At 66.1% G+C, this 12975-nt stretch carries 11 protein-coding genes and 1 pseudogene; 11 read left to right on the top strand and 1 reads right to left on the bottom strand.

The window, feature by feature from the left end:
• From vgrG1b to HMPREF2716_RS05595, 9 genes and pseudogenes are all read left to right on the top strand, one after another.
• Nucleotides 1-614, top strand: a pseudogene (gene vgrG1b, locus HMPREF2716_RS05555) (type VI secretion system spike protein VgrG1b); the annotation flags it as partial.
• Between the two features lie 27 nt (nucleotides 615-641).
• Nucleotides 642-1091: a DUF6484 domain-containing protein gene (locus HMPREF2716_RS05560; protein ID WP_003101196.1), complete on the top strand. Its 450-nt coding sequence runs from the start codon at nucleotides 642-644 to the stop codon at nucleotides 1089-1091.
• Nucleotides 1092-1107: 16 nt separating this feature from the next.
• Nucleotides 1108-2220 (top strand): DUF2169 family type VI secretion system accessory protein, encoded by a 1113-nt coding sequence (locus tag HMPREF2716_RS05565; RefSeq protein ID WP_003101197.1) that lies wholly within the window; start codon nucleotides 1108-1110, stop codon nucleotides 2218-2220.
• Nucleotides 2217-3254, top strand: coding sequence for a 3-oxoacyl-ACP synthase (locus HMPREF2716_RS05570; protein WP_003161052.1), 1038 nt, complete (start codon nucleotides 2217-2219; stop codon nucleotides 3252-3254). Before HMPREF2716_RS05565 ends, HMPREF2716_RS05570 begins: the two co-directional genes overlap by 4 nt.
• A complete protein-coding gene (locus tag HMPREF2716_RS05575; RefSeq protein WP_003123791.1) occupies nucleotides 3255-4202 on the top strand; it encodes a DUF4150 domain-containing protein in 948 nt (315 codons plus the stop codon).
• Between the two features lie 10 nt (nucleotides 4203-4212).
• Nucleotides 4213-5127: a WD40/YVTN/BNR-like repeat-containing protein gene (locus tag HMPREF2716_RS05580; protein WP_003110650.1), complete on the top strand. Its 915-nt coding sequence runs from the start codon at nucleotides 4213-4215 to the stop codon at nucleotides 5125-5127.
• Nucleotides 5128-5133: 6 nt separating this feature from the next.
• Nucleotides 5134-6366, top strand: coding sequence for a TIGR02270 family protein (locus tag HMPREF2716_RS05585; RefSeq protein WP_023120111.1), 1233 nt, complete (start codon nucleotides 5134-5136; stop codon nucleotides 6364-6366).
• A gap of 375 nt (nucleotides 6367-6741) precedes the next feature.
• Nucleotides 6742-7470, top strand: coding sequence for a carbonic anhydrase (locus HMPREF2716_RS05590; protein WP_003083701.1), 729 nt, complete (start codon nucleotides 6742-6744; stop codon nucleotides 7468-7470).
• A 210-nt stretch (nucleotides 7471-7680) separates the two neighbouring features.
• Nucleotides 7681-9252 (top strand): SulP family inorganic anion transporter, encoded by a 1572-nt coding sequence (locus HMPREF2716_RS05595; RefSeq protein ID WP_003083703.1) that lies wholly within the window; start codon nucleotides 7681-7683, stop codon nucleotides 9250-9252.
• Here the strand turns inward: HMPREF2716_RS05595 and HMPREF2716_RS05600 are convergent.
• Nucleotides 9239-9877 carry a hypothetical protein gene (locus HMPREF2716_RS05600; RefSeq protein ID WP_016254346.1) on the bottom strand — a complete coding sequence of 213 codons (639 nt, stop codon included), beginning with the start codon at nucleotides 9875-9877 and terminating at the stop codon, nucleotides 9239-9241. The two genes, HMPREF2716_RS05595 and HMPREF2716_RS05600, sit on opposite strands and share 14 nt — an antisense overlap.
• Before the next feature lie 371 nt (nucleotides 9878-10248).
• Here HMPREF2716_RS05600 and coxB point away from each other — a divergent pair, with 371 nt between their 5' ends.
• Entirely contained in the window at nucleotides 10249-11373 is a 1125-nt protein-coding gene (gene coxB / locus HMPREF2716_RS05605) for a cytochrome c oxidase subunit II (protein WP_003101203.1), read from the top strand.
• A gap of 9 nt (nucleotides 11374-11382) precedes the next feature.
• The gene (gene ctaD / locus HMPREF2716_RS05610) at nucleotides 11383-12975 is read left to right on the top strand and encodes a cytochrome c oxidase subunit I (protein WP_003083723.1); all 1593 of its coding nucleotides are present in this window, start codon (nucleotides 11383-11385) and stop codon (nucleotides 12973-12975) included.

Consider the following 12975-nt stretch of genomic DNA (forward strand, 5'->3'; position numbering starts at 1 on the left):
ATCGCACCGAGACCGTGGACAACAACGAGACCATAACCATCGGCGTCGACCGCACCGAGAAGGTCGGCAACAACGAGAAGATCAGTATCGGCGCGAACCGCACCGAGGACGTCGGCAGCAACGAGACCATCAGCATCGGCGTCGACCGCACCGAGAAGGTCGGCAGCAACGAGAAGATCAGCATCGGTGCCAATCGCACCGAGGACGTCGGCAACGACGAGACCATCAGCATCGGCGCGAACCGTAGCGAGTCGGTGGGCAACAACGAGACGATCAGCATCGGCGCCGACCGCAGCGAGTCGGTGGGCGCCAACGAGACCATCGACATAGGCGGCAACCAGAGCACCAGCATCGGCAAGAACGAGTCGCGCAGCGTCGGCCAGGGCCGCGATACCTCGGTGGGCAAGGACGATAGCCTGGACGTGGGCAAGAGCTTCACGCTCAACGCCGGCGACTCGATCACCCTGGTCACCGGTGCCGCCAGCATCCGCATGAAGAAGGACGGCAGCATCGTCATCAGCGGCAAGAACATCACCATCGACGGATCCGGGGCGATCAACGTCAAGGCCGACAAGAACGTGGTGGTGAAGGGACGCAAGATCCTCCAGAACTGAAGCGGCGCAGAGCCAGGGAGTCAGCGCATGAGTGTCGAGATCCATCTACCCGGGGCCACGACGGCCCTTCCCGCGCGCCTGGACGGCGTGGTCATCGGCGTCCTCCTCGACGTGCCGGACGCCGCCGCTCCGGTGGTCGCCTATCCCGGTTGCCCGAGCGAGCACGGCCTGGCGGCGGCCACCACCACCCAGCTCAGTCGCGCCGACATCGGCGCCCAGGTAGCGCTGATGTTCGTCGCCGGCGATCCGCGCCAGCCGCTGCTGATCGGCCGCATCCAGCGCCTGCCGCAGGAAGCGCTGGCGCAACTGGACGGCGAGCGCCTGGAGTTCAGTGCCGAACGCGAGATCGTCCTGCGTTGTGGCAAGGCCAGCATCACCCTGACCCGCGCCGGCAAGGTGATCATCCGTGGCGCCTATCTTTCCAGCCGCTCCACCGGGGTCAACCGGATCAAGGGCGGTTCGGTGCAGATCAACTGAGCGCGGCGGGCCCGACATGGAACTGTTGAACGCCACCCCGCTGGCCGCCGCCTACAACCAGGGGCTCGACGCCGAAGGCCGGGAGTCGCTGGTGGTGATCGCCAAGGGCAGTTTCGACCTGCCGCTGGACGGTCGCGAGGCGCGCCTGCTGGACGAGCAGCAGACGCTGCTGATGGTCGATGAATTCTATGGCGAGCCGGGGTTTTCCGCGCCGCGCCGGGAGTGCGAGTTCGTTCCCTTCAAGCCGTTCTGCGATGTGCTGGTGCTGGGCAGCGCCCAGGCGCCCGGCGGGCGGCCGGTACAGCAGTTGACCGCGGGCATCCGCGTCGGCCGGGTGAGCAAGGCGCTGACGGTGCATGGGCCGCGCCAGTGGGAACCGGGATTGCTCGGTGCCGGCGCGGGCGTCGCGCAGCCGTTCCAGAGCCAGGACATTTCCTACGCCAGTGCCTTCGGCGGCAGCCATGCCTCGCCGGACAACCCCGGTTTCATGGATTGCTACATGGCCAATCCGGCCGGATGTGGCTGGTTTCCGCGCAGCGCCGACACCGCCGAGATCGTCGGCACGCCGATGCCGGCCACGGAAAAGCTCGGCGAGCCGGTGGACAGCCCCCACGGCCGCTTCACGCCGATGGCGCTCGGCCCGCTCGGCCGCCACTGGCAGGCCCGGGTCGGCTTCGCCGGCCGCTACGACGACGCCTGGTTGGCCGAGCGCTTCCCGTTCCTGCCCGCCGACTTCGACGAGCGCTACTTCCAGTCCGCGCCGGCCGACCAGTGGACCGACCATCTGCGCGGCGGCGAGGAGGTCCTGCTGCTCAACCTCACCGGCGAGGAGCGCGCGGCCTTCCGCGTGCCGCGCAGGGAGGTCCCGGTGACCTTCTTCCTGAAAAAGGGTGGCCACGAAACCGCGCAAGCACGGATCGATACCCTGCTGGTGGACTGCGACGCCCGTCGCGTGGAAGTCACCTGGCGCATTCGCCGGCCGTTGAAGCGCAACCTGTTCGAGATCGCCCAGGTGCTGGTCGGCAGCAAGTCCGCCGCCTGGTGGCGCGCCCGCGAGCTGGGCAAGGACTACTACCCCTCGCTTGCCGCGTTGGCACGCAGCCGCCAGGCCGAGGAGGACGAGGCATGAGCCAGGTCCTGAGCATCGTCGCCTCCGGCATGGTCAGCGCGGTCGGCCTCAGCGCGCCGGCCAGCTGCGCGGCGATCCGCTGCGCCCTGGACAACTTCCAGGAGACGCGTTTCATCGACCAGGGCGGCGAATGGTTGGTCGGCGCTCCGGTGATGCTGCCCGAGCCGTCCTCCGGCTACGCGCAATTGGTGGGGATGGCTGCCATGGCCATCGCCGAATGTGTGGCCGGGTTGCCCGCCGAGGACATTCGCGAAATGCCGTTGCTGCTTGGCGTTGCCGAAGTCGACCGGCCCGGACGACTGGCGGGGTTGGAGCAGCCTTTGCTACAGGCCATCGAAGAGCGCCTGGGTTACCGCTTCCATGAACGTTCCTGCGTCATCCCGCGCGGTCGGGTGAGCGCCGCGGTGGCGCTCCTCAACGCGCGCAAGCTCATCGAACAGGGGTGTTCGAAGGTGCTGATCGCCGGAGTCGATTCCTACCTGACCGCGGCGACGCTGGCGGCCTACCAGGAACGCGACCGGCTGCTGGGCAGCCACTGCCAGGATGGCTTCATCCCCGGCGAAGGCGCGGCGGCGGTACTGGTGACGGCCGCGTGCGCCAGCGAGGAACCGCAATTGCTGTGCCTGGGGCTGGGGTTCGGGGTGGAGAAGGCTACCGTCGAAAGCGAGGGCCTGCCGCTGCGGGCGGATGGCCTCACCCAGGCGGTGAAAGCGGCGTTCGCGGACTGCGGGTTCGGTTACGAACTTGTCGACTATCGCCTGGCAGACCTCCCCGGCGAGCAGTATTACTTCAAGGAGGCCGCGCTGGCCTTGAGTCGAACCCTGCGGGTGCGCAAGGAGCGCGTCGAACTCTGGAGCCCTGCGGATTGCATCGGCGAGTGCGGAGCGATGACAGGCCCCGCGCTGCTGTGCATCGCCCTTGCCGCCTCACGCAAGGGGTATGCACACGGCCCGCAGGTACTCTGTCATTCGGGCAACGATGCTGGCGAACGGGCCGCGGTGGTGCTTGGCTACCAGCGAGTGAGGGCGAACTAGATGGCCAACGAGGTCTATGCCAACGGCCGCGAGCTCTCCTGCAAGTCGGCCTCGGGGAAATCGATAGCGTCGTTCCCCGACGTCTGCTTCACGCCGCCTCAGGCACCACCGACGCCGTTGGGCGTGCCGGTCCCCTACCCTAATACCGGCATGTCGAAGGACACCACCCGAGGTAGCCGGACCGTAAGGATCACCCGCAAGGAAGTGATGCTCAAGAACAAGAGCCACTTCAAGAAGAGCTACGGCGACGAGGCTGGGCGTGCGCCGAAGAAAGGCATCATCACCAGTACCAATACCGGCAAGGTCTATTTCACTTCATGGTCGATGGACGTGAAGATCGAAGGCCTGAACGTCGTCCGCCATCTCGACCTGACCACCCACAACCACAACCCCTCTCCCGGCAATACCGCGACCTGGCCGCACACCTCGAAGATGAAGGCGGCCTTCAAGCCGGGCGGCAAGTGTGCCGGCATGGAGCACCTGCGCCTGCAGCCCTACAGCAAGGCGTGCCCTAGCACCGCGGGCGGGGGCGCACAGACCGGCCACCACCTGATTCCTGGTCGCTGTATGCGCGGCAAGGCCGGCTACAGCCACTCCAAGGCCCCGGTGATCTGTGTGTCGCGCGGCAACCAGCACCAGGGCTCGCACAAGCGTTGTCACGCGAAGTTCGATCCGGTCGAACTGGACCACTTCGACAAAGGCAAGCCGTTCAAGTACGAAACCGCGCGCAACACCGCGGCTGCTTCGGCAGGGGGAGCGTTGAGCCCGCCGCGCGAGCTGACGAAAAAAGAAAAGGAGTGCGTCGCCTTCCAGCTCGACCAGTACTACAAGGCCAAGCCCAAGAAGGGGCCGGGCTGCACCACCGCCACGAACCTCCGTGCCTCGGGCGCGGCGGGAAAAGTCATACCACCCGCGCGTTCCGCGCCGGCACCTGCGGGACGTCCATAGGAACTGAACCATGGCAAAGAGCGAGACCGCCCTCTATTTCACCAACGTCATTGCGATCGGGCCTCAAGAGGCGCTGCTCGCCGGGCACCTCTACCTGGAGGGCGCGGAACCCAGCGTGACCCGGGTGATGATGATCGACCAGGACGACTGGTTCCACGTCTACGATATCCCCGAAGTCGTCTACAGCGCCCTGCAGAGGAGTCCGCGGCGCGGGCAGCAGAAAGGTGACTACTGCTTCCTGGGACGCGCCGGCCTGTTGCGTGAACACCCGTCCGGGCAGTCCAGCACGGATGCCACGCTGGACATCGACAACGTCTACCTGATGGATCTCTGCGAGGTGGACGGTGAGCTCTATGCCTGCGGCACCCAGAACCAGGTGCTGCGGCAGAACAAGGGCGTTTGGCAGCGTATCGACCAGGGGCTTTATGTCCCCCTGGGGGACGAGGTTACCGCTTGCCTGAACGGTATAGACGGGTTTTCGCGCGACGATGTGTATGCCGTCGGCGATGCCGGCGCCATCTGGCATTGGGACGGCAAGGGCTGGCAGGCATCGGCGGCGCCCACCAACCTGCCGCTCTACTGCGTGCACTGCGCCGCCGATGGCACTGTCTACATAGGCGGTTCCGGCGGCATCCTGCTACGCGGCAGCGCACAGGTCGGCTGGACCGATATCGGCGACCGCGACCTGTGCTCGGAGGTACTGGAGAATATGGTGGAGTTCGCCGGCAAGCTCTATGTGACCGCGACCGACCAGTTGCTCGAGTACGACGGTACGCGCCTGAGTGAGACCAAGGTGCCAGTGCAGGGTAAGAAGGCTTACTACGCCATCGATGCCAAACCCGAGGTGATGTGGGTGGTGGGCGATGAATGCGTGCTCAGCTACGACGGCGGCACCTGGCAGCGTCATGTCTGCCCGGAGAACTGATCGACGATGAATGTCGCCGCTGTCATCGACCAGCACGTCGAGGAGGCCGGCTTTCTGGCGGGGCTGCGCGACCATGCCGTGCGTGCTCCCCACTACGACCTGGCGCACCTGCTGGATCTCGACAATCGGATTGAGGCGCATCTGGATGCGTTGCAGATAGGTGGACTGAGGAGCCTGGACCTGGTGCTGAAGGCGCTGGACACAAACGCCGAGGGAGAGGTTTTCGTCGCTGCGATACTGGTGTTTCGTGGCACGAACGGTACAGCCCTGGCCCAGTTGTGCGAGCACCTACGGCGTTTTCCCGAGGGCGCGCGATTCTTCGCCGCAGCCCTCGGCTGGCTCGACTGGGACCAGGCGCGGCCCTGGGTGGAGCGCCTGCTGGCCTCGCCCGAGCCGCTGTTCCGCGCCATTGGCCTGGCCGCCTGCGGCATGCACCGGCATGACCCGGGGCCGGCGCTGCTGTCCGCCCTTGGCCACGCCGACCCGGCGGTGCTGGCGCGCGCCGCGCGCACCGCCGGCGAGCTGCGTCGGCGCGACCTGATGGCGAATATTCGCGCCTATCGCGCCCACGATGACCCGAGCCTGCGCTTCTGGGCCAACTGGGCCACCGCGCAGATGGGCGACGAGGAGGCGTTGGGGCCATTGCGTGCGTTCGCCGGGCAGCCCGGCCCGTTCCAGCTGCCGGCGACCATGGTGCTGCTCGCCTGGCAGCCGCGCGACACCAGCATGGCCTGGATTCGCCAACTGATGCAGGCGGCGGACACGCGGCGGATCGGCATCCAGGCCACCGGCCTGTTCGGCGATCCGGTGGCGGTGCCCTGGCTGATCCAGCAGATGCGCGACGAGAGTCTGGCGCGGGTCGCCGGCGAGGCCTTCAGCCTGATCACCGGCGCCGACCTGGCGCTGCTCGACCTGGAGCTGGAGGCCTTGCCCGACTACGACCCTGGCCCCAACGACGATCCCGACGACGACAACGTCGCCCTCGACGACGACGAGAACCTTAGCTGGCCGGAGGCGGAGCGAGTCTCCGCCTGGTGGCGTGACCACGGCGCGCGTTTCGTCGCCGGGCGCGCCTACCTGCTCGGCGAACCGCTGGGCGAGGCGCGCTGCCGCCAGGTCCTGCGCGACGGCCAGCAACGCCAGCGGATGGCTGCGGCGTGCCTGCTGGCGCGCTTCGTGCCGAACCTGCCGCTGTTCCCCACCGGTGCGCCGGTGCGCCGCCAACTGGACCTGTTCTGATAGCTGGCTGGCGCCGGGCGGCCAGGTCATGGCCGCTGGCGCGGTGCGCCGGATTTTCCCATTCGACGAATTTCCCTGCACGTAGCCAACCGGTTGACTGAAACCTTTCACCACTTATGCGGGACGAATGGAAATGCCACTCGTTTGCCATGATAGCCTGTCGACATCCTCTGGAAATATCGTGAAAAAAGCTGACAACGTGCGAGATAGAGGGATTTTTTAATTTATGGTTAAGCTTCGGGCATTAGCGTTGAGCACCAGAAGTGACCGGTCGGTCACATAGGTCGCTCTGCGTTTGTTGTGCCTTTTTCCTATGGGGAAAGCGTCGGCAGACGTGGGAAAATTCAATCGATCCATTCATCGAGGTTCCGAACCATGCCAGACCGTATGCGGGGCGTTAAGTCCGATTCTCCAGAGCAGGAAAGCGCTGACGACGCATTGAAAAGGATTGTCGATGGATTCCAGCATTTCCGCCGGGAGGTCTTTCCCGAGCAGCAGGCGCTGTTCAAGAAGCTCGCCAATAGCCAGCGGCCGCGGGCGATGTTCATCACCTGCGCGGATTCGCGCATCGTTCCCGAGCTGATCACCCAGAGTTCCCCCGGCGACCTGTTCGTCACCCGCAACGTCGGCAACGTGGTGCCGCCCTACGGGCAGATGAACGGTGGCGTCTCCACCGCCATCGAATACGCCGTGCTGGCGCTGGGCGTGCACCACATCATCGTCTGCGGCCACTCCGACTGCGGGGCGATGCGCGCCGTGCTCGATCCGCAGACCCTGGAACGCATGCCGACGGTCAAGGCCTGGCTGCGGCACGCCGAGGTGGCACGCACGGTGGTGGCGGACAACTGCGACTGCGGCGCCAGCCACGACACCCTCGGAGTGCTCACCGAAGAGAACGTGGTGGCCCAGCTCGATCACCTGCGCACCCACCCCTCGGTGGCCTCGCGCCTGGCCAGCGGGCAACTGTTCATCCACGGCTGGGTGTACGACATCGAGAGTGCGCAGATCCGCGCCTACGACGCCAAGCAGGGTCGCTTCCTGCCCCTCGACGGCGAGCATCCGGTGCCGATGGCCACGCCCGCGCCGCGCTACCTGAACTCGTGATAGCGGCGGCCGTGCGGGCCGCCGGATAACAACAGCGTTTTCGCGTCACCTTTCGCCGTTCCTGCCATGGACGACCTCTGGGAAGCCCCGTTCCGGGGCTGAACGGGTCGCTATTACAAGAAAAAACACACTGCGCACACACAACCGGCGCCGGGCCTGGTCCTGGCGTCGCTCCCTCGTCGTGGAAAAAATTCGCAGGAGAACTGTGCCATGCATGTTTCAAAGGTGTTTCCGTCCCTCCGGGACACGTTGCCGCGGGACCTGATGGCCTCCGTGGTGGTGTTCCTCGTCGCCCTGCCGCTGTGCATGGGCATCGCCATCGCCTCCGGGATGCCGCCGGCCAAGGGCCTGCTCACCGGCATCGTCGGTGGCCTGGTGGTCGGCTTCCTGGCCGGCTCGCCGCTACAGGTCAGCGGCCCGGCGGCCGGCCTCGCGGTGCTGGTCTTCGAACTGGTGCGTACCTACGGGGTGGCCATGCTCGGGCCGATCCTGCTGCTCGCCGGCGCCATCCAGCTGCTCGCCGGGCGGCTGCGCCTGGGCTGCTGGTTCCGGGTCACCTCGCCGGCGGTGGTATACGGGATGCTCGCCGGCATCGGCATCCTCATCGTCCTTTCGCAATTGCACGTGATGCTCGACCTGGCGCCCAAGGCGTCCGGCCTCGACAACCTGCTGGCATTCCCCCAGGCGGCGTTCGCCGCGCTCGGTTCGCTGGGCATGGACAGCGGCCTCGACGCGGCGCTGCTCGGGCTGGGCACCATCGCGGTGATGTGGGGCTGGGACAAGCTGCGTCCGCAACGCCTGCGCTTCCTACCCGGCGCGCTGCTCGGCGTGAGCCTGGCGACCCTGGCCAGCCTCTGGCTGGCGCTGGACGTGCGGCGGGTCGAGGTACCGGCCAACCTCGGCGAGGCCATCGACTGGCTACGCCCGGCCGACCTGCTGGCCCTGGCCGATCCCTCCCTGCTGCTGGCGGCGGTGGTGGTGGCCTTCATCGCCAGTGCGGAGACCCTGCTCTCGGCGGCGGCGGTGGATCGCCTGCACGACGGCCCGCGCTCGGACATGGATCGCGAGTTGTCCGCCCAGGGTGTCGGCAACATGCTCTGCGGCCTGCTCGGCGCGCTGCCGATGACCGGGGTGATCGTACGCAGCTCGGCCAACGTCAATGCCGGTGCGCGAACCCGCGCCTCGGCGATCTTCCACGGCCTCTGGTTGCTCGCCTTCGTCCTCCTGCTCGGCAGCCTGCTGCGGCAGATTCCGGTGGCGAGCCTGGCGGGGGTGCTGGTCTATACCGGGGTCAAGCTGGTCGATTTCAAGGCCCTCGGCAACCTCTCTCGCTACGGCCGGATGCCGATGCTGGTGTACGCGGCCACCGCCCTGGCCATCGTCTTCACCGACCTGCTGACCGGCGTGCTGGTGGGCTTCGCCCTGACCCTGCTGAAGCTGGTGCTGAAGGCGGCGCGGCTGAAGATCGCCCTGCGCTACACCGGCGAGCATGAAGCCGAGCTGCGCCTGAGCGGCGCCGCGACTTTCCTCAAGGTGCCGGCGCTGTCGCGGGTGCTCGACGAGGTCAAGCCGGGGACCACCCTGCACGTACCGATGGATAACCTCAGCTATGTCGACCATGCCTGCATGGAGCTGCTCGAGGACTGGGGGCGGATGGCACCGGTGCAGGGCTCGCGCCTGGTGATCGAACCGCGCGCCTTGAAGCGTCGCCTGGAAGGGCGCCTGCGCGGCAGCGTCGGGTTGGGCGGCGCGCGCAATGGCGGGGCGGTCAGCCCAGGCTGAGTTCCACCCCGAGCTGCTTCGACAGGCACGGCCACTGCTGCCAGGCGGCGACCACCCGCGGGTTCTTCAGGTTCTCGCGGTAGGCGCGGGCCGAGTCGGCGTCGAAGGTGGTGGCGTCGAGCATGTTCTCCACCGCATGGTGAACGGCTTCGTCCAGCCGGTTGGCGAACGGCTCGCCGATCAACTGGTGGGCCACCAGGTTGGCCACGGTGGTGTCCAGCGGGATCAGCGCCTGGCCGAAGTGGGCGATGTAGCGGTCGTTCACTTCTTCCACCAGGCGGTGCGCCAGGTAGGCCTCATCGAGCAGGGCGTCGAGGCCGTCGTGGCCGGCGAGCAACGCCGGCGGGGTGAGGAAGAACTGCTCGGCGACCTTCAGCACCGGCTTGATCCGTTCCTCGATGCCGGCTTCGCGGGCCACGCTGTTGGCGGCGTCGAGCAGGTCCGGTACCTGTTCGACGTAGGCGTGGACGAAGCGGGTGAGTATGTCTTCCGTGTTCTCGCCTTGCGGCTGGATGGTGCGATGCAGGCGGGGCAGGCAGCTGGCTATCAGATCAGCCAGGTGACCGTGGCGGGCTTCGCTGAGGTGCGCCTGCTGGATGAGTTCACGGAGGGCAGCGGTGTTCATGGGTTCTCCCATACAACGGGGATGGTGAAGAAGAGGAGAAACATAGCCGGCGGCGCGCGCCGGCTAAGACGCGATTGTCATAATCGCTTCGTGGTTATGCGAGGATGATATATCAGGCGGCCACCATTCGCCTGCAAAGCCACGCCGCTCGCGGCTTTTAGAGAAGAATCGGCACTTTCCAGCGACGTTTTTACGCTGCGTTGTTATGTCGCAGCCGCTGTCTATACTCCCACTCGAATGCTGAACCTGATGAACCCGGCCTGCCTTGCTGTGTGCCGAGGTGCGACGGTCAAAGTTCGTTGTCTTGGCGGTCCACCCCTTGGCCGTTGGCGTCTGCCGGCGGGATAAAAACAACGATAAGGGGAACCCGAATGCTGCGACATCCACGAGTCTGGATGGGCTTCCTTTTGCTCTCGGCGATCAGCCAGGCGAATGCCGCCTGGACGGTCAACATGGCCCCGGGCGCTACCGAGGTGAGCCGGTCCGTCTTCGACCTGCACATGACCATCTTCTGGATCTGCGTGGTGATCGGCGTGCTGGTCTTCGGCGCGATGTTCTGGTCGATGATCGTCCACCGCCGCTCCACCGGCCAGCAGCCGGCGCACTTCCACGAGAGCACCACGGTGGAAATCCTCTGGACGGTGGTGCCGTTCGTGATCCTGGTGGTGATGGCGGTGCCCGCCACCCGCACCCTGATCCACATCTACGACACTTCCGAGCCGGAGCTGGACGTGCAGGTCACCGGCTACCAGTGGAAGTGGCAGTACAAGTACCTGGGCCAGGACGTCGAGTACTTCAGCAACCTGGCCACCCCGCAGGACCAGATCCACAACCGGCAGGCGAAGGACGAGCATTACCTGCTGGAGGTGGACGAGCCGCTGGTGCTGCCGGTGGGCACCAAGGTGCGCTTCCTGATCACCTCCAGCGACGTGATCCATTCCTGGTGGGTGCCGGCCTTCGCGGTCAAGCGCGACGCCATCCCCGGCTTCGTCAACGAGGCCTGGACCAAGGTCGACGAGCCCGGCATCTACCGCGGCCAGTGCGCCGAGCTGTGCGGCAAGGACCACGGCTTCATGCCGATCGTGGTCGACGTCAAGCCCAAGGCCGAGTTCGACCAGTGGCTGGCCAAGCGCAAGGAAGAGGCGGCGAAGGTCAAGGAACTGACCAGCAAGGAGTGGACCAAGGAAGAACTGGTCGCGCGCGGCGACAAGGTCTACCACACCATCTGCGCCGCCTGCCACCAGGCCGAAGGCCAGGGCATGCCGCCGATGTTCCCGGCGCTGAAGGGCTCGAAGATCGTCACCGGGCCCAAGGAGCACCACCTGGAAGTGGTCTTCAACGGCGTGCCCGGCACCGCCATGGCGGCCTTCGGCAAGCAGCTCAACGAGGTCGACCTGGCCGCGGTGATCACCTACGAGCGCAACGCCTGGGGCAACGACGATGGCGACATGGTCACCCCGAAAGACGTCGTCGCCTACAAGCAGAAACAACAATAGGAGACCGCCATGAGTGCTGTGATCGATACGCCCGACCACCATGCCGGCGACCACCACCACGGACCGGCCAAGGGCCTGATGCGCTGGGTGCTGACGACCAACCACAAGGACATCGGCACCCTCTACCTGTGGTTCAGCTTCATGATGTTCCTGCTCGGCGGCTCGATGGCCATGGTGATCCGCGCCGAGCTGTTCCAGCCCGGCCTGCAGATCGTCGAGCCGGCGTTCTTCAACCAGATGACCACCATGCACGGCCTGATCATGGTCTTCGGCGCGGTGATGCCGGCCTTCGTCGGCCTGGCCAACTGGATGATCCCGCTGATGATCGGCGCGCCGGACATGGCCCTGCCGCGGATGAACAACTTCAGCTTCTGGCTGCTGCCGGCGGCCTTCGGCCTGCTGGTCAGCACCCTGTTCATGCCCGGCGGCGGTCCCAACTTCGGCTGGACCTTCTACGCGCCGCTGTCGACCACCTTCGCCCCGCACAGCGTGACCTTCTTCATCTTCGCCATCCACCTGGCCGGGATCAGCTCGATCATGGGCGCGATCAACGTGATCGCCACCATCCTCAACCTGCGCGCCCCGGGCATGACCCTGATGAAGATGCCGCTGTTCGTCTGGACCTGGCTGATCACCGCGTTCCTGTTGATCGCGGTGATGCCGGTGCTGGCCGGCGTGGTGACCATGATGCTGATGGACATCCACTTCGGCACCAGCTTCTTCAGCGCCGCCGGCGGCGGCGACCCGGTGCTGTTCCAGCACGTGTTCTGGTTCTTCGGCCACCCCGAGGTGTACATCATGATCCTGCCTGCCTTCGGTGCGGTCAGTGCGATCATCCCGACCTTCGCGCGCAAGCCGCTGTTCGGCTACACCTCGATGGTCTACGCCACCGCCAGCATCGCCTTCCTCTCCTTCGTGGTCTGGGCGCACCACATGTTCGTGGTCGGCATCCCGGTCACCGGCGAGCTGTTCTTCATGTACGCCACCATGCTGATCGCGGTGCCCACCGGGGTGAAGGTGTTCAACTGGGTGACCACCATGTGGGAGGGTTCGCTGACCTTCGAGACGCCGATGCTGTTCGCCGTGGCCTTCGTCATCCTGTTCACCATCGGCGGCTTCTCCGGACTGATGCTGGCGATCGCCCCGGCGGACTTCCAGTACCACGACACCTACTTCGTGGTCGCCCACTTCCACTACGTGCTGGTGCCCGGCGCGATCTTCGGCATCTTCGCCTCGGCTTACTACTGGCTGCCGAAGTGGACCGGCCACATGTACGACGAGACCCTCGGCAAGCTGCACTTCTGGATGAGCTTCATCGGCATGAACCTGGCGTTCTTCCCGATGCACTTCGTCGGCCTCGCCGGCATGCCGCGACGGATCCCCGACTACAACCTGCAGTTCGCCGACTTCAACATGGTTTCGTCGATCGGCGCCTTCATGTTCGGCACCACCCAGCTGCTGTTCCTGTTCATCGTCATCAAGTGCATCCGCGGCGGCAAGCCGGCCCCTGCCAAGCCCTGGGACGGCGCCGAGGGCCTGGAGTGGAGCATCCCCTCGCCGGCGCCCTACCACACCTTCAGCACCCCGCCCGAGGTCAAGTGA

Source organism: Pseudomonas sp. HMSC076A11 (assembly GCF_001810205.1).
GTDB classification, from domain to species: domain Bacteria; phylum Pseudomonadota; class Gammaproteobacteria; order Pseudomonadales; family Pseudomonadaceae; genus Pseudomonas; species Pseudomonas aeruginosa.

Bases quoted from the DNA above. Each gene is read 5' to 3' on its own strand.
- HMPREF2716_RS05565 (WP_003101197.1), top strand. From the start codon at position 1,108: ATGGAACTGTTGAACGCCACCCCGCTGGCCGCCGCCTACAACCAGGGG.
- HMPREF2716_RS05595 (WP_003083703.1), top strand. From the start codon at position 7,681: ATGCATGTTTCAAAGGTGTTTCCGTCCCTCCGGGACACGTTGCCGCGG.
- HMPREF2716_RS05590 (WP_003083701.1), top strand. From the start codon at position 6,742: ATGCCAGACCGTATGCGGGGCGTTAAGTCCGATTCTCCAGAGCAGGAA.
- HMPREF2716_RS05560 (WP_003101196.1), top strand. From the start codon at position 642: ATGAGTGTCGAGATCCATCTACCCGGGGCCACGACGGCCCTTCCCGCG.
- HMPREF2716_RS05580 (WP_003110650.1), top strand. From the start codon at position 4,213: ATGGCAAAGAGCGAGACCGCCCTCTATTTCACCAACGTCATTGCGATC.
- HMPREF2716_RS05575 (WP_003123791.1), top strand. From the start codon at position 3,255: ATGGCCAACGAGGTCTATGCCAACGGCCGCGAGCTCTCCTGCAAGTCG.
- coxB (WP_003101203.1), top strand. From the start codon at position 10,249: ATGCTGCGACATCCACGAGTCTGGATGGGCTTCCTTTTGCTCTCGGCG.
- HMPREF2716_RS05570 (WP_003161052.1), top strand. From the start codon at position 2,217: ATGAGCCAGGTCCTGAGCATCGTCGCCTCCGGCATGGTCAGCGCGGTC.
- ctaD (WP_003083723.1), top strand. From the start codon at position 11,383: ATGAGTGCTGTGATCGATACGCCCGACCACCATGCCGGCGACCACCAC.
- HMPREF2716_RS05600 (WP_016254346.1), bottom strand. From the start codon at position 9,877: ATGAACACCGCTGCCCTCCGTGAACTCATCCAGCAGGCGCACCTCAGC.
- HMPREF2716_RS05585 (WP_023120111.1), top strand. From the start codon at position 5,134: ATGAATGTCGCCGCTGTCATCGACCAGCACGTCGAGGAGGCCGGCTTT.